The 17,672-nt window shown below is 40.4% G+C and carries 13 protein-coding genes and 1 pseudogene; 10 read left to right on the top strand and 4 right to left on the bottom strand.

Features of this window, described 5'->3' with window-relative positions; genetic code table 11:
* Positions 1 to 402: 402 nt before the first annotated feature.
* Positions 403 to 1,305 carry a nuclease-related domain-containing protein gene (locus tag R2B77_RS12060; protein ID WP_203248494.1) on the top strand — a complete coding sequence of 301 codons (903 nt, stop codon included), beginning with the start codon at positions 403 to 405 and terminating at the stop codon, positions 1,303 to 1,305.
* Here the strand turns inward: R2B77_RS12060 and R2B77_RS12055 are convergent.
* From R2B77_RS12055 to csaB, 4 genes are all read right to left on the bottom strand, one after another.
* Complete coding sequence (locus R2B77_RS12055; RefSeq protein WP_322555700.1) at positions 1,280 to 1,471, bottom strand: hypothetical protein; 192 nt, start codon at positions 1,469 to 1,471, stop codon at positions 1,280 to 1,282. The genes R2B77_RS12060 and R2B77_RS12055 overlap by 26 nt on opposite strands.
* A gap of 101 nt (positions 1,472 to 1,572) precedes the next feature.
* Complete coding sequence (gene murJ, locus R2B77_RS12050; RefSeq protein ID WP_203248495.1) at positions 1,573 to 3,084, bottom strand: murein biosynthesis integral membrane protein MurJ; 1,512 nt, start codon at positions 3,082 to 3,084, stop codon at positions 1,573 to 1,575.
* A gap of 323 nt (positions 3,085 to 3,407) precedes the next feature.
* Complete coding sequence (locus R2B77_RS12045) at positions 3,408 to 4,586, bottom strand: glycosyltransferase family 4 protein (protein WP_203248496.1); 1,179 nt, start codon at positions 4,584 to 4,586, stop codon at positions 3,408 to 3,410.
* 3 nt (positions 4,587 to 4,589) lie between these two features.
* Positions 4,590 to 5,711: a polysaccharide pyruvyl transferase CsaB gene (csaB, locus tag R2B77_RS12040; RefSeq protein WP_203248497.1), complete on the bottom strand. Its 1,122-nt coding sequence runs from the start codon at positions 5,709 to 5,711 to the stop codon at positions 4,590 to 4,592.
* A gap of 150 nt (positions 5,712 to 5,861) precedes the next feature.
* On the opposite strand from csaB, the gene R2B77_RS12035 reads away from it, so the two are divergent.
* From R2B77_RS12035 to R2B77_RS11995, 9 genes and pseudogenes are all read left to right on the top strand, one after another.
* Complete coding sequence (locus R2B77_RS12035) at positions 5,862 to 6,581, top strand: WecB/TagA/CpsF family glycosyltransferase (RefSeq protein ID WP_203248498.1); 720 nt, start codon at positions 5,862 to 5,864, stop codon at positions 6,579 to 6,581.
* Positions 6,582 to 6,622: 41 nt separating this feature from the next.
* Positions 6,623 to 7,912: a nucleotide sugar dehydrogenase gene (locus R2B77_RS12030; protein ID WP_203248499.1), complete on the top strand. Its 1,290-nt coding sequence runs from the start codon at positions 6,623 to 6,625 to the stop codon at positions 7,910 to 7,912.
* Positions 7,913 to 8,215: 303 nt separating this feature from the next.
* Complete coding sequence (locus R2B77_RS12025; RefSeq protein WP_203248500.1) at positions 8,216 to 10,918, top strand: S-layer homology domain-containing protein; 2,703 nt, start codon at positions 8,216 to 8,218, stop codon at positions 10,916 to 10,918.
* A gap of 787 nt (positions 10,919 to 11,705) precedes the next feature.
* Positions 11,706 to 12,251, top strand: coding sequence for a pre-toxin TG domain-containing protein (locus R2B77_RS12020; protein ID WP_232843505.1), 546 nt, complete (start codon positions 11,706 to 11,708; stop codon positions 12,249 to 12,251).
* A 596-nt stretch (positions 12,252 to 12,847) separates the two neighbouring features.
* Positions 12,848 to 13,051 carry a hypothetical protein gene (locus R2B77_RS12015; RefSeq protein ID WP_203248503.1) on the top strand — a complete coding sequence of 68 codons (204 nt, stop codon included), beginning with the start codon at positions 12,848 to 12,850 and terminating at the stop codon, positions 13,049 to 13,051.
* Positions 13,052 to 13,777: 726 nt separating this feature from the next.
* On the top strand, positions 13,778 to 15,271 hold the full coding sequence (locus tag R2B77_RS12010; protein ID WP_203248504.1) for an AAA family ATPase: 1,494 nt from the start codon (positions 13,778 to 13,780) through the stop codon (positions 15,269 to 15,271).
* A gap of 1 nt (position 15,272) precedes the next feature.
* Positions 15,273 to 16,124, top strand: coding sequence for an HNH endonuclease (locus R2B77_RS12005; RefSeq protein ID WP_203248505.1), 852 nt, complete (start codon positions 15,273 to 15,275; stop codon positions 16,122 to 16,124).
* Between the two features lie 203 nt (positions 16,125 to 16,327).
* Positions 16,328 to 17,037, top strand: a pseudogene (locus R2B77_RS12000) (ATP-binding protein).
* Positions 17,034 to 17,234 (top strand): hypothetical protein, encoded by a 201-nt coding sequence (locus tag R2B77_RS11995; RefSeq protein ID WP_203248506.1) that lies wholly within the window; start codon positions 17,034 to 17,036, stop codon positions 17,232 to 17,234. The pseudogene R2B77_RS12000 and the gene R2B77_RS11995 overlap by 4 nt, the downstream one beginning before the upstream one ends.
* Positions 17,235 to 17,672 lie beyond the last annotated feature (438 nt).

Raw genomic sequence — 17,672 nt, 5'->3', positions numbered from 1 at the left:
GCAAGGAATAGAACAAGGAATAGAACAAGGAATTGAGCAGGGTGCAGAAAAAGAACGTGAAGCATTGGTGCTTAAAATGTTGAGAGAAGGATTTCCCGTGGATGTTATTACCAAATTAACTGATTTGGATAAGGAAGCCATTGAAAAGTTAAAAGAGCTGAATTAATCTGTTGTTCGTTGAAATATATCCGATGTGAGGATAATTTTGCATCGGATATTTTTATCTGTAGTATTCCCGATGTCATTAACCGAAATCCGTTTTTAACCAGGTGGAAAAATAATCAATAAAAGGAGTGTTCGAACATATTCATTCACCGTAGAAAACCAGAAATACTAACAGCCATTCCACGTCTACTTGCTCGTCTCCATACCAATAGCCCCCACTATCAACAAATGGACGACATGCTTTACCAAAAATCTGCCGGCTATGCAGGCGAAATTCGAGTAGACAAATACCTAGAATCAATCGAATTCCCAGAACCCGTAAAAATTCTCACAGACGTAGAACTTTCCATTAACCCCAAAAGCGCCATCCAGATAGACACCCTAATCTTGACCCGATCCTACGCATTCATTCTCGAAATAAAGAATATTGCAGGTACCCTGATATACATTCCCAACCCACCTCACTTTGTCCGAATTCACGAAAATAAGAAAACCATCGTCATAGACTGCCCAATCATGCAACTCGAAAACAACAAAACAACCCTCGACATATGGCTCGAAAGAAATAAATTCCCGATGCGTTCCACAGGCATGATTGTCATGGCGAACGGCAAAACAGACGTCCAAGATGCGCCCGCTGACATGCCGATCATCTATGGAAAACATCTCCCGCTCCATTTCAGAAAAATGGAACCGGAAAAACCGCTACTCACAAAACAACAATTTTACGAACTGTGCGACAAACTGCAGCAAGATCAGCAAAGATACAACCCGTTTCCCTTATGCGAAAAAAACGGCATCAACCCAGCCCAACTAAGAAAAGGAATCATCTGCAACGACTGTTCCGTAAATCTAATCCGCGCCAATCACCAAAGATGGACATGCCCAGCCTGCAAAAAGAAATTCAAACAACCCTATCACGACGGATTGCAAGATTGGTTCATGCTAATTAAAAACAACATCTCAAACGAAGAATGCCGCGACTTCTTTCAAATGAAAGACAAATACGCAGCCAACTATATCTTGAATCAATTCCCATCCAAGCTCAAGCGCGAAGGAAAAGCCAAAGCAACAATCTACAAATGGGACTACAAACAACCACCCGCCAATAAAATCAAAAGAAGCACTTCAAAAACTTGAGGTGCTCTTTTTTTCTGCGCAAAAACGCCAATAAAAAGTAAACCCCGGCAAAGTTTCCAACAATGCCACGAAAGTGTCCAACATCGCAGAAAGTTTCCAACCAAACCCTCAAAGCCTCCAACAATCCACCAAGAGTCTCCAACAAACCTGTCAAACCGTCCAACATCGCCTCAACTCTCCAACTAAATCCGCAAACTCTCCAACATCGCTCGAAATGTCCAACCAAAAAAAGCCGCTCCAATACCCGGAGCGACCCACAATCCCCAATCATCCCCGTCTTAACAGCCCAACGAATCGATTGAATCCTTCTCTATAAAACAGCCTCACCATCACCGCATACACAGCAACGCCCACCGGCACCAACACCGCGAGCTGCAAAATGGCCGCCCATTCCGTCGCGCCAGTCACAACTTTTAGCCCCCACACTGCTAGCCCCATCACAACTGCCGGCCCGACAACGCGCAAACTCATCCGCGTAAATCGCTTAAACTCAGCCATTCCCAAATCGCGATACACAACGACCATCGACACAGCAAAGTAATACACACTAACCACCGAAGCCGAAATCGCAAGCGCAGGATAGCCATACTTATCCACTAATAACCAGTTCAGCAACCAGTTCAACACAATCGTTGTTACACTAATGCGGAACACAACCGCCGTCTTGCCGCGCGCATACATCGACTTCGACAAAATCAACTGCATCCCTTGGAAGACGATAATTGGTAAATACAACAGCAATGCCAAATGCGTATTCGCCGTATCAGTAGCTGTAAATTTCCCGCGTTCATAAATAAATGCAATCGCCGCGTCACCGACGACCAATAATCCCACTGCAATCGGTAATAGCGTTACAAGAGAAATTTCCATTCCACGAAAAAATGTATCCTTAAACTTTTCCCGATTTGTCGTCTGCTCACTCATTAACGTGAAAATGATGGCAGCGAGTGTCGTCGCATAGATCGCGTTCGGAATGCTAATAATGAGAGACGAGTTATTCAAATAAGTGACAGACCCATCTCCAGTTCCAGAAGCGAATGCCTTATTGACAAACAAGTTAATCTGCCCAACAACCGAATTGAGTAAAGAGGGGATAATCAAAGCTATAAAAGCTTTGCGAAATGCATCCTCCATTTTGAATTCAGGCCGCCACGTATAATCCGAACGTACCAAATAATAGATTTGGATGAAAACCCCAACCAACGTTCCAGCAATAAATCCATAAACGAGCGAATAGATTCCCCACTGCTCACTAAATAACAACGCAAACAAAGCCGCCATCATCGTCGCCAATAATTTTGACACTTGTGAAGGAACAAAAATTCTTCGCGATTGCAAATATGAATCTAACAACCCGCTCAAAGCAATCACAGTCATGAATGCAAAGAAGATTTGGGTCATTTGCACAGCAATGATTGCAGTTTCTGGCTCAATACCGCGGTATATCAAAGGAACAAAATAGGGAGCTCCAAACCACCCGGCAACACTTATGCCAATAAAAATGAACATGGTCCAATTTAATAATGCATTGGCATTACGATCGCTAGCATTTGTTCCTGCTTCCCTGCTTTTCACATACATGGGCAAGAAGACATTATTGAAGCCAGTTGAAATCATAGCAACTACCAATGTGATAAAAGGGAAGGCCAAGAAGTAGGCGTCTGTCTCGAAAGAAACACCGAACTCATTAGCAATAATCGATTCCCTGACGAAACCCGATACCTTCAACAAAAGTGCAAGCGCCGTAGCCCACAAAGCCGTCTTTTTCAATCTGCTCATAAGATCCTCCATAAAAGAAAGCTCCCAGCCAGGGCAGGGAGCTTAATATCTTAATATCATTCTAATTAAATCAACATCGTCGGCCGGGGGTTCGAATCCCAAAAGTGTCCAACATCCTACCCGAAGTCTCCAACAATCCGTCAACTTTCCAACAAAAGCATCGAAGCGTCCAACAAACTCATCAAACTCTCCAACAAACTCATCAAATCGTCCAACATTCCCCCGGAAATGTCCAACATCCGCCGTCCCGTTGTCGCCGCCGCACACTCGCTGTCACTATCGCATGCCGCACGCACTAACTATCTAAACCTAAACCTAATCCCTCAATCCCTACCCAAAGCCTTCAAATAAATCCCCTCATACTTCTCAGCCGCGGCAAAATGCGAATACTCCGCAATAATCTTCGCGCGAGCCGCATCCGCCAGCTGCTGTCCAAACGTCGGATCACCTAACAACCGGATCATCGCTTCACTCAACGCTTCCACATTCTGCTCTTCTACCAACAAGCCATCCGCGCCGTCCTCGATAATCTCCTTCAATCCACCAACCGCACACGCAATCAGTGGTACACCAGAGCCCATCGCCTCTAACGCCGAAATCGAAGTCGCTTCCTCAACACCCGCCGAATAAATCGAAGGCACCAATGCCACATTCGCCAACGCATAATACTCGACCATATCCGTATGATCCACCGCGCCAACCATTGTCACGCGATCCGCCACACCAAGCTCAGCAGCCTTCGCCTTCATCGTATCCAGCATTTCACCCGTCCCCGCAAATACAACGCGCGCTTTCGGGAATTTCTCCAGCACCGCCGGCAACGACAAAATCGGATAGATGACACCATTCTTCTTCGTCAACCTACGCGGCACGAAGAATATTAAATCATCCTTCTCAAAACCATACTTCTCTCTAAACTCATCACGACGCTCAATCTCAGGCTTAAACGACTCCACGTCGATGAAATTCTTAATCATATTTCCAATAACGCCAGTTTCAGCCTCAATATAATCCTTAATCCGCGTATCTACCGTAATGACCTCACGCGTCAAACTATACGATTCCCGCTCATCCGCCATCAGCGTCTCCGCCTCAGAAGAACCCTCAATGACAGTCCCTTTCGAAATTCCTTCAAACGTCAAATAACCATGCACCGTGCTCACAACTGGCACATCAGAAGACAGTGCCGCAAATGTCGTGTACACATCCTGCGCATTGATCAGATCATAACCGCCATTCGCAGCCTCATCCTTTATCAGCGCCTCTAGCTCGTCCTTACGACGCTTCAACGTCCACACATAACCAGAGCCCTTTTTCACCTTATTCAATATAAATGCAGGCCCTCTCACAACGCCATCCCGTTTCCACTTAGGTACATCTGAAAACGACACAATCTTCACTTCATGCCCGCGTGATTCAAGACCCGCCTTCAACGTCGTTAAATGAACCGACAAGCCTCCTAAATGAGGGTAATCATACGCTGTCGCTAATAAAATCTTCACAGATCATCGTCCTCCATTCAAAAAACGTTCTCTTAACAAATCTACATTACGTAAAGCCTCTTGACGCAACAGATCTACATTAGGTTCCATCATCGCCTTCAACTCATCCGAATGATCCAGCGCATACAAAGCATTCGCCAGCAAATCCTCTTTCGTAAACTCGCCAAGCGGGAACGACTTATCCCACATGCCAGAACGCTTCAAAAAGCTCTCTACCTTCTGGTCATAGCTCAAGCCGACATGCGGTACATTCGACAACGCCGCAAAAATCAACGCGTGCAAGCGCAAAGCAATCGTCAAATCCGTCTTCGAAATGAAGTTATAAAACTCATTCGGCGTAAACGCCTCTCCAAGCAACTTCGTCTGATCCGCATGCTTCATCTTCGCCATCACTTTCTTCGACACATTCGTATCATAAGGTGGCTCCATCGGCACAAACACCGGCAACACACCGCGCTGCTCAATCAGCTCGTCCAACACCCATGCCAGCTTCTCAATATACTCATCCTCATGATCAAACCACGGGCGCGGTGCCACAGCGACCAGCCGTTCATCACCCTTCAACCCTAATGACGCATACGCCACATGATCCTCATCCGGCTTAAACGCAAACACAATATCCGCCGTCACAACCGTCTCTGGACGCTTCACGCCTAATGACAATAAATAATCCTTCGAATACTGATCACGCACCGTTACGAAATCGGCCATATTCGCAAACAGGCGCATTAAAAACTTGCCCCATTTACTCGTCACAGGCCCAATCCCTTGCGAGAAAAACATCACCTTCGTACCACATAGCTTCGCCAAAAATACAATCAATAAATAATAGGGAAGGGGACCAAACAAAAACTTCGTCGGATACGTATCCTGCAGCAACCCACCCCCGCCGGAAATTAACAAATCTGCCTTCCGCAAAGCCTTGACCTTTTCTTTATTCCCATGACGCCATCCACGATAGACAGACTGCACGCCGTAATCCTTCGCCGTCTGCTCCGGGGACAATGAAAACACCGTAATATCGGGATTATCCAGTTCCGCACGTAAATTATCAATTATCGCTTTTAATATCGCTTCATCACCCGTGTTACCAAGACCATAAAAGCCTGAAAGCACAATTTTCAATTCGAGTTCCTCCTTAAAAACAAAAGCTTCCACGCATTCGTGAAAGCATCATACATCTCAGATTTTAGCACTCTTGTGGATAGCTATGCAACCTGTTTCAATTTCTGCTATACTAATACAATTGAAAGCCAACGAATCGAGGGTGCAACGATGAAAGAATCATACCTTGGCGTACAAGTATCGCCACTCACATATGAAGGAATTGTGACAGAAATAAAATCGAGAATGACACAAGGACAGCAGTCTACAATCATCGCGGTCAATCCCGAAAAAGTAATGACCGCGCAAAAAAATCCGGAAGTAAAAGACTTGATTAATAGCTCGACGTTTCAAATTGCCGACGGTGTAGGCATACTACTAGCGTCTAAGCTAAAAAAAGGAAACATTAAATCTCGTGTCACAGGGGTGGACATGATGGCGCGTCTATTGAAATTCGCGGCGGAGGACAACCATCCCATCTACTTATACGGGGCTAAAAAGGAAGTCGTCGAACTTGCCGCCACCAATATTCAGCGTGACAACCCCGGCATCGAAATCGCCGGGATGACCGACGGCTATGAGCAGGACGAGCAAGCACTCATCGACCGCATTCATAGTAGCGGCGCTGCCATCATTTTTGTAGCACTCGGCAGTCCGAAGCAAGAGCTATGGATTCAACGCAACATCTCAAAGCTTCCAAACGTCTTTGTATTTCAGGGCGTAGGCGGCAGCTTCGACGTATTTTCCGGAACCGTCAAACGCGCACCCGCACTTTTTAGAAAAACAGGGACAGAGTGGCTGTACAGGCTCCTCAGTAACCCGACGCGCTTGAAGCGTCAGCTGAATCTTCCACGTTTTTTACTCAGCATACTATTTAATAGAAGAAACTAACAAAGTGAAACCCTAATTTACTCACTCAAAGGAGCATTCTCATGAAAAAATCAATTTGTGTTGTCGGCCTCGGATACATCGGTTTACCAACAGCAGTCATGTTTGCAAATCACGGGCATATGGTACATGGAGTCGATGTCAATGCCAGCGTTGTAGAGCACATCCAAAACAAACGACTTCATATAGAAGAAAACGGTTTGCAGGAAAGACTCAACAAAGCCATCGATTCAAATAGTTTAACTGTGTCAACAACCCCGATTCAGGCGGATGTCTTCATCATCGCCGTGCCATCGCCAATTAAAGCGGACAAGACTGCCAACCTGGAGTATATCCGCAGTGCGACACAAGCGATCACACCATTCGTCGAAAAGGGCAATCTCGTCGTTTTGGAATCAACCGTGCCACCACGTACCGTAAAGGACATTATGATTCCCGAGCTCGTGAAAACAGGACTTGCGATCGGTACAGATATTTTCGTTTCCCACTCACCGGAGCGAGTCATTCCGGGACGCGTGTTTGAAGAGCTTGTGTCGAATGACCGCATCATTGGGGGAGTCAATGAACAATCCGCACAAATGACGTCGGAGCTCTATCGCTCATTCGTCGTCGGACAAATGCATGAAACGGACGATACGACAGCAGAGCTCGTCAAAGTGATGGAAAACACCTACCGTGATGTCAATATCGCACTTGCCAATGAGCTGGCGAAAATTGCGCAGACGATAGACGTCAATGTATGGGAAGCCATTCGCTTAGCCAATTTCCATCCGCGCGTCAACATTCACCAGCCGGGACCTGGTGTCGGCGGACATTGTATCGCAGTCGATCCATGGTTCCTCGTTGAGCTAAATCCGGGACTGGCAAAAATTATTCACACAGCACGCCAAACGAATGACGGCATGCCAGCCTATACCGCACAGCTGACGGCGGATATCTTGAAGGCGCATGGCATCACGCAACCGAAAGTGGCAGCATTAGGACTCGCCTTCAAAGGAAATATCGACGACATGCGTGAAAGCCCATCTGTAGATGTAGTGGAGCAGCTACAGCATAATGAGTTACAAGTAACGGCCTATGATCCGCATATTAAAACGAATCACATTGCTGTGCAGACACAAAATTTACAAGAAGCATTAGAAGAAGCTTCAGCCATCGTTGTGTTAACGAGTCACGACGAATTTATGGCGCTAGATCCAGTGCAAGTAGGAAAACACATGGCACATCGCGTAATCATTGATACAAAAAATTGCATCGAGCGTAGCAAGTGGGAACAAGCAGGATTCGCGGTATATGTACTAGGAGATTCAAAGAATAGTAAACTACAGAAGTAAAAGGGAAAACTAGTATTCATATAGGAAATAATTGATAATTTAGGCTTGTCATGAAGATGTAATATAGTTTACAGTTGAAATCCAAAAATAGTTTGTTATAATAGAAAAAGAGTTTAAGTATCGGTGTTTGCCGCAATGTCAACCTTTGAAAAATAGACGTTTTTTACTGATTCTTATAGTGGAAAACAATTCTATTAAAATTAAAGGTGGATATTTCTGCAGATTGTTGGTACAATTTAAACTGAGTCTATGATATTCATAGAGTTATAAAAAGTTTATCCAAAATAGGGAGGAATTCTACACATGGCTTATCAACCAAAGTCTTACAAGAAATTCGTAGCAACAGCTGCTACAGCAACTCTAGTTGCATCTGCAATCGTACCAGTAGCATCTGCTGCTGATGCAAAAGCGTTCAAGGACGTTAGTTCTAACTACAAAGAGGCTGTTGACTACCTAGTAGCTAACGACATCGCACAAGGTAAAACAGACACAACATTCGGAACTACAGCTTCAATCACTCGTGGAGATGCAGCGGTAATGATCGCTAAAGCATTGAAACTTGATACAGCTGCAGCGCCAAGCGCAGGATTCAAAGATGTAAACGCACGTGTTGCTGGTGCAGTAAACGCACTAGTAGCAGCTAAAATTGTTTCTGGTAAAACAGAAACTACTTTTGCTCCTGATGCTAACATCACTCGTCAAGAAATGGCTAAAATCATTGCTAACGCATATGAGTTGGAAGCCGGAACTACAAAAAATAAATATTCTGATGTAAACAGCAACTGGGATGCTTACGTTGATGCTCTAGTAGCTAACGAAGTTACTCTTGGTCTAACTGAAACTACTTTCGGTGCAACACAATCAGTAACACGTGGACAATTCGCTTTGTTCGTATTCCGTAGTGAGGGTACTGCACCTTCTGTTGCAACGGTAAGTGCGATTAATACTACTGACCTTAAAGTGACCCTTAAAGGTAATCTTAAAGATGTAACTATCGACAAAAATGATTTTGAAGTTAAAGTGAAGGGTGAAAAAGTTGACTTTACAGTTGTAAAAGTTAACGATAAAGAGTTCACATTAAAACTTCAAGTTGGTCTTAAAAATGGTGACGAAATTGAAGTAATCGGTGCTTCTGATTTGACAAAATCTGTCAAAACAACTTATGCTGAATATGCTATTACTAAAGTAGAAGCAGTATCTGCATTAGTTGCTGATGATAAAGCTTACACTTTGAAATTCAAAGTAAATGGTGCTGACTGGACTACTGATGCACTTGCTAAAGCAGATTACGACATTGAGTTTGTTGCGGATGCAGCAATCTTTGGTACTACAAGTTCAAGAAGCACAACAGGCGTTCTTTCAGCAGCAGATTTAACTGCGTTTTTGGGAGCCGATAAAGAAAAAACTTTTAAATACAAAGTTGTAATTAAGAAAGATAACAAATTAGTAGCTGAATCTGATAATACTGAAATACTAGTAGTAGACGATGCAACAACTGCATTAGATGCTATTAAATCTGTAAACTTAGCTGTTGAAGGTGCAGCGGGAGCAGTTTACCATATTGAATCACTATCTAGTAACAAACTTGTAAAAGATGAAGTAGCAACAATTGATAAGCTTATTGGAACAACTATTGACGGTCGTTATGAAATTGACCTATCAGCATTAACAACAAATATGACTTTGACTTCTTCAAATCCTGCAATCCTTTCAGTTGATACTGCTACTAGAGAGCTAACAGCTGTTAAACCAGGAACAGTTAAAGTTACACTGAAATCAGGAAAAGTAACTAAAGATATTAACATAACTGTTGTTACAGAAGCACGTAAGTTGAATTCTGCAACAGTAAGCAAAACTAACTTTAACTTGGGTCTCTCAGTGGCAGATAGCTTTACTGCAACATTAAAAGACCAATTTGGAGATACATTTGATGGTGACGTTGATAACGACGGTACTTTCGAAGCTATTACAGTAACGGCAACTGGAGGAGTACTTTCTGCAGCAGGTGCAACAGCAGGTGGTGCAGCAGCAGCTACTAGTGGTGCTGATGGTAAAGTAGCAGTTAACTTTACAACAGCAGCTACAGCAGCTACTGGAGAAATTCAAGTGAAAAACGGGAATAATATACTAGCAAGAGCAAGTGTGAAAGTTTCAGGTGGTGCTGCAGCTAATACTAAATTAGAAGCAACTGGCGGTACTACAGTTGACTTAAACCCATTGGTTGATAACACTTCAATTTCATTTAAACTAAATAACTACACTGCTGGTGGAGCATATTTAGGAAATGACAGTGCAGCAACTTTAGGAGCAAATCTTGAAGCACAAATTGTTGATGCAGATGGTAACATTATTGCAGATAGTGGTGCTCTTGGCGCTGCAACAGACTTGGTTGATGCAGCTGGTAAAATTACTGTTTCTAGAGAAATGCTAATTGCTGAAAATTCTGACGGTGCAACTCTTGCTAACGGTGAAGAAGGAATCGTTGAGAACTTTGAAACTGGAAGTGCAGAAATTCAGCTTGTAGATGCTACTACTGGTGCAGTACAATACTTTGCTAAATTTAACATTGTGAATACTCAACCAAAAATTTCTTCTGCTACATTCGCTAAGGACTTTGAATTTGTACTTGGTGTAAATACTACAGGTCAAGTTGTACTTGAAGATTTACTAACTAGCTATCAAGTAAATACACCTGCAGGAGACAGAGCAGTTCGTTTCCAAGAGTTTAATGGTGAACTTATTGCCTATATTGATAGTGATGGTGATTCTACTATCGATCCATTCGATTGGACAACAGATGTATATCTAGGAGAAATTGAAGTTACTGGTGTTCCGGCTGCAGCTACAGTTGCATTTGCTGACACAGGTTCTTCATACCTTGCAAAAGATACTACAGTAACACCAACAGGAGCTGCAGGAAATAAATTACTATTTAACTTCTATGCACCTGGCGATGTAAACACTTATGTAAAACCACTTGCAACAACTACTATTACTATTAAGTAATTAGTTTTCAAGAATATCCGGTACCAGTCACTCATACAATTCAGAAATGATTCTGATAACTGAGTACAACACCAAAAAATATAGCCCTTCGACCGAGCAATCGGTTGGAGGGCTATTTCTGTTTTCCTATGCGACGCAAATTTCCTCATGTGTCTGGAATCTCTAATAGTTCTCCCTGCTCCACTTCCACGCAATACCTACAATATCCCTCAGTTGAGTGACCGTAAGCAGGTGATAGTAACATTTGCAGTAATTCTAGGCGCAGAAAAGGATAGGTGGAAGTTGAGTTGCGAAAATAGAATGTGTACAAGCTATAGGGATAGTCCTCCATGCGATCGACCATCGGAATGGCCGTTTCGATTGGATTTCTGTGGATGTATCGACTAACTGCAAGAATACCTTCGGGGTCCTGCGCACACTTGGCAAAGTAGCGACTACCGTTATAAGTAGACAGAGTACTGATATTTCCATTTGTAATAGTCACTATATCGCCGGTTAATATGGCCCATCACTTTTCCAAGTGGAGCCTTTGGTGAGCGAATGGGTAAGTGATAGTGGTTGGTCATGACGCAGTAGGTTAGCAAGGTGAAGGGATGCTTCATATAGCTTTAATGTAGAACACGAAAAAACTCCGCCAGATCTACCACGCCTTTGAAAATATCCTGCCGATTGAATCCCGGTGCCAGTCATTCAGACAACTCAGACACAGTTCTGACAACTGAGTATAAATGCATCTGGTACGTACCAAACGTATCATTATGATCGTCGAGGCAGCACAGTTGCGTTGATGGATACAACGGGTCAAACGTATGAGTATGGTTCTTACGAAGAAGCTCTTGCGCACGCTGGGACAACGGAGCAGCCGTTCCAGTATAATGGTAGACACGGGCGTCATAACGGATGCCAACGATTTGTATCATATGCATATGCGTGCACGTTAAACTGCTATGCCTACGTAAACGGCAATCCAATCTCTTATATTGACCCGTTTGGGTTAAGCCGCGACGGAGATTCAATCTGGCTTCAAGGCGGAAGCTTCATTCACGATGCATTGCCTTATGTGGGCACGTTAAAAGGATTCCAACAAGCCTTTAGTGGCGTGAATCAAGTCACAGGCAGCCGATTATCTACTTCAGAACGTTGGTCAGAAGGCGTTGGTTCAGCGCTCAGTTTCATCCTAATAACTGGCATGAAGCATGTCGGGAAGTATGGAATTGATGGAATTGTTAGTCTAGGAAAGAAACTTGACTTGCAGTTTTTTTGTGGTAAATCTGAGATTCGAGCTGGTTCTTGTTTTTCAAATGAACAAATAAAGAAGGTTGAACGACTTTGAGATAAGTATATAAGTGATTCCAGCCACAAGAATCTACCATCACCTATTGCCAATAAATAAATTGGTTTTCTAGTTGAAAGGTGCAAAGAGCAGAATCCGAAGCAACAAAATTTCGGCAAAGTAAAAGGAGACTTATTTTGCTGAAATTAACTTATGAAGTATTAAGCTTCGGTGCTATTTGGGAGATAGGTTACAACAATGAAAGCATACCCATACTATTGATTGTACATGGGAAGAAATATTATGAGCTACTATAACCGGCGGAAAGAGAAGTATTTATAATGTGTGTAAATATCAGGATTTTTCACTATATGAGATAATTATAAAGACTTCAATGCTAAGTGCTACTCTGAAGGAGGATATTGATAATTAGGAGTTAAAACGAACAGATGTATATAGTCTTCTAGATCCCTTGAAGAAAAATGCATTTTCATATTTTCAAGGCCTGGTAACATCAAATTATTAGCGACAAGGATTTAAGATACTGCATAGTTCATGCATCTGGGTGTATATTATAAAGATTATATGATGAGCCAAGCCAAGCCAAGTCACGCCCAGATTTTATCGAAAGAAACAGCCACAGAGAATAGATTATTTTGGAATCTAAAGGAAGAGGTGATGCAATTAGTAATGAAACTCAGGATAAAGCTAAGAAGCGGACTAGAAAGCTGAGAAAGGTTGCTGGAATATTTCCAGCTTTACGTGCGGTTATTCAATCTTACTTTTCTAGTACGGGAGTTTTCAGAAGTAAAATTACTGATCCCATTGAGTTTGATGAGATGCCCCTCACATTAGAATAAATGAGAAGATTTTCATAAAATAATATTATGAACCTATATTAAGGCTTTTCAAAAATGATGAAATACTAGGCGATGGACTTGATATAAGTAACAGTTCATACAAGGTAGTTGAAATAAAGGAACTTGACATAACTATAGGGATGGAATTTCAATTTATAATTTATTAGTCGAAGAGTCATCCAGATTTTTTAAAATAAAAAAATGATATTGAGGGAAACACTAGAATGTGATTATAAATATAATAAAAATACATTTATCGGTAATGGGGTTATAATAATTATTATAGGAATAATATAGGAAAATGAGAATGTGACATAAGCGCCTATTAACAAAAGATGAGGATTTAAATGTTATCGGGACCGAACATCTAGTGTGTACCTTGCAGTGCAATTAAGCTTTTCAAGCCCTTGTATTGATTTTAGAATTGTAGAACTCAAAAAGATTATTGGGAGTCGGAGATAGAGACGGTATTGCTTATGTGTGTTTGAGATACTAGGGGAGAACAGTGCCTTTATTCGCTTGTTACACAAGGAACTAGTGATGTTTTTTGAAAATTAGGGGGATTGGATGAATAAAGGCATCAAGTAATTGTTTCATGGTACACACTCAGTGCTGAGGATTTTCATTAGAATAAGATGAGGTAGTGTCAATATTCAGTGCTGCAATTAGGTTGAAGATTGAAGGGATTTTAGTGGGATTCGTAAAAAAACTTGAGGAGGTATGAAATTGGAGTTTTATTTAGTGTCGCATCCCGAGGAAATAGGAAAAACAAAAAGAGAAGGCTCTTATTGCGAATTATTAACTGATAATTGGAATGATTATGGTTACGAGTCTTATTTCACCTTATACTATTTTGAAAGTAGATCCAAACCTACTTTAATAGGACCTGTAAAAATCTTGACTACTAAAGGAGTTAGAACTAGTACATATTTGGAATTCAAGTTTAAAAGATTAGATGAAAGTTTTTGCTCTTTAGGCCAGAGAAATTCATTTTATAGGAATATTTGTAAGTTACCTAAAGAAAAATACGAAAAAATATTAAATGCACTAAGAGATACCGTTTTTGATTCTGAAATATTGCCTAATTATCCAGATAAAGTAGGAATAAATGATTCTTTTTTTCGCTTTAGCGAAGCAAAAAATATTTATAAAAATGCAAAGGATAAATATTTTACTAAGAAGAGTTTTAAAAATGGTAACTTTAAATTTAATTTTAACTTCACTCTTCCATATAATAATGAAACAAAAGTTAGTCTTCCATTTAATTTTGAAAAAAACTCGTTTCTGCCTAGTAGAATAAATATAGTAGTGGGGAAAAATGGTGTCGGTAAAACTGCATTATTGTCTAGTTTCGCGGATTCTTTATGTGGGCGGATTGACAATGCTAAAGCTATTGAATTATTTAATCCGCCGGAAATACCGACATTTACTAAAGTAATTGGAATTTCATTCAGTGCTTTCGATAATTTTAGAATGCCTGATGACGAAAGCACCGATGAAATAGAAAAACACCGAGAACTAAATAATTATATTTATTGTGGTATCAGAGACTCGAGCAATAACGGTACCTTATCTCTTGAAGAAATAAAAAAACGTGGACAGTTTAACATAAAAAAAATAATTGAGCGGGATTTAGAAAATGAAGGACATTCATTTTTAGAGACATGGGAGGAAATGCTGAGAAATATTGAAATTCCGTTAAGGGATATTGGGGAACCAGAGTCCATTTTTGATAAACATCTGAGTTCTGGACAACGTATATTAATAGCAACAATCTCAGAAATTTTAGCTGTTATAGAAGATGAATCTATATTGTTGTTTGATGAACCAGAATTACATCTTCATCCAAACGCTGTTTCAAATTTTATTAGGATGTTAAACGTTTTGTTGGATGAATTTAATTCATATGCAATTTTTTCAACTCATTCTCCATTAATTGTACAGGAAGTACCATCAAACTACATTCTAAAACTGGTAAGAACAGAGAGAAATACACTTTTAGTTTCTAATCCAATTACCGAGACTTTTGGGGAAAATATTTCGGATATCGTAAATGAAGTTTTCAATGTAATGGAGAACGAAAGTAATTACCAATCAATTTTAAGAGAACAACTAAAAGAAATGAGTAAAGAAGAAATAATAAGTTATTTTGAAAAAGGTTTAAGTATGCATGCACTGACATATTTGTTTAGTACATCTAAGAATATGGAGCGGAAGTAATATGATTTATAAAAATATTCTTATTCCTGATAACTTTATAGAATCAATGAAATTATACTCAAATATAGTAGAAAGTAAGCAATTAAAGTGTAGGAACATTCTTAGTGAAAATGAAAGTGGGCAATCGATATTTAATGTCGTTTCGGAACGTTATCACGAGTATCATAATAACTATAAAAGCTTGGAAAATATAACCGCACGAACATTTTTGGAAGATGAAAAAAAGTGTTTAAAAGGATGTTACGATATAACAACTAAAGGACTCACTAAATTAGTGAAAGTCCTTGAATCAAGAAGAAATGATGTCGAAAAATCATATTGCTATTACTGTGGCTTTGGTGAGCCAGATACTTTGGATCACTATCTCCCTAAAGGAGAATTTCCGGAGTTCTCTGTCTTAATAAATAATCTTATCCCTTGCTGTTCAACCTGTAATAGGATAAAAGGTGAAAACTGGATAGACGAAAAAACTAAGTATAGAAAGTTAGTGAACTTTTATTATGATGAACCGGAAGAATATCAAATTCTAAAATGTAAAATAGAAAAAGAAGACGATTCATTTTTCTTGAGTTTACAATTGGCTGTAGACATTGATTCGGATAACGCAGTACAAAATATTATTTACAACCATATTAGTACATTAGAATTAATTACTCGTCTCGAAAGCAAGTCGAATACATATTTAGTTGGGAAGTGGAAAGATTATCAAAGTGCTGTCAAGAATGGCATTGAGGATGCGTGGAGAATATTGTTTAATGAGAAAACAAAGGTTTTGAAAGATGACTTTGGAAGTAACTATTGGAAATACGTTATAAACCTAGCTATTATTGACTCTAAAGATTTTGGATATTAATGATTTTAGGGAGTTGCTACGGTCAAAAGTATTCAAACTATTTTAAAGAACAATAAAAAGGATGATACCGAGCAATAAATAAAGCGTGAAACGAACATCGTTACAGATAACCATGCCTTCAAGCGAGGCGCATCCTATTATGGAGGTGCCAATAAATGATGAATGATACAAACACCTGAATAAAACTACACGAGCTAAAATTGATGGGTATGGTGGTAGCTTACAAGGAACAAGCATCGAATAAAGAATTCCAAAAGATGAGTTTTGAAGACGGTTTTTTTTTACTCGTTGATTTAGAACATTCTCGCCGTAAAAGTAATAAGCTTCAACGGTTAATCAAAGCAGGTACTTTTCTAAATTCAAAGGCATGTATTGAAGATATCGAGTACTACGAGGACCGTCGATTAGATAAAAAAAGATTTTGAAACTAGCTAGCGGCATTTATATCCAGGACAGTCACAACATTATATTGAAAGGACCTATCGGCTCAGGAAAATTATTTTTGGTCACTGCATTCAGTATTTCTGCTTGTTGCCAATGCTATCAAGTAAAATATATTCGCTTACCAGAATTACTTGATGAACTGTTGCTGGCAAAGTTGGTAGCAGGCGGAAGCTATCGTAAATGCATCAAAAAATATACAAAGGTCGATCTCTTGATTCTTGATGAATGGCTACTGACAGATTTATCGACAGTGGAAGCAACGACCCTACTCGAAATTACTGGATCCCGCCATAAGGCGGCTTTTACTATTTACTGTTCACAAATTAATCCTAGTGGATGGCATTTAAAATTGGGTAATGAAACAATTGCGGAGGCTATCCTAGATAGAATTATCCATGGTTCCTATCAAATATTGATAGATGAAGAAGTTTCTATGAAAGAACTTCATGGATTGGGGGAATCTAAATGATTCTATCAGAAGTGGAATCTCGTATAGCTAGGTACTTTTTTCACATGTATTTACCTGAAAATGTACTGGTGAAAGAAGGAGAAAGACTAATACCTTCCTGCATACGGTTTGAAGTTCAGGCAATGGATTATGATGAACTTGTTCGTTTAGACATTAACATTATTGACAAGTTATTGGAGAGTAAAAGGTTTAGATAAAATAGAGAGCCATTGGAACTGTAACCGCACTGACCTAAGAAAATGAGACAAATAAAAACACCTTTCGTTGAAAAACGGGTATAGATACCCTAATTAAACAACGCGGAGGTGTTTTTTCTATGGGAATAAGAGTGAGCTATCCAGTAGAAGTGAAAATGAAAGCAATAGAGATGCAGGCAATTTGTATGTTTGGGAATTTGCTGTAATCGAACATTAAATAGCATCCCTTTCTTTGTTGGCGATAGGAACAAGCGCCAATACGATTTCAATTAAAAAAGTACGTCTAGACGGCCGTAGCTGACAATTGGCCCGAAAAGAAACTTCACCCACCATTTTCTATTGACTTGATTAACTGATTCGGCACACCTAATCCCTTCTTTTTTAGTTGGCATTTCAAAATAAAAGCTCATCTACTGACACATCATATTCCATAAAAAT

Source organism: Sporosarcina beigongshangi (assembly GCF_033485195.1).
Taxonomy (GTDB): domain Bacteria; phylum Bacillota; class Bacilli; order Bacillales_A; family Planococcaceae; genus Sporosarcina; species Sporosarcina beigongshangi.
The sequence above is the reverse complement of the archived record's forward strand: the minus strand, read 5'-3'. Positions and strand labels throughout refer to the sequence as shown.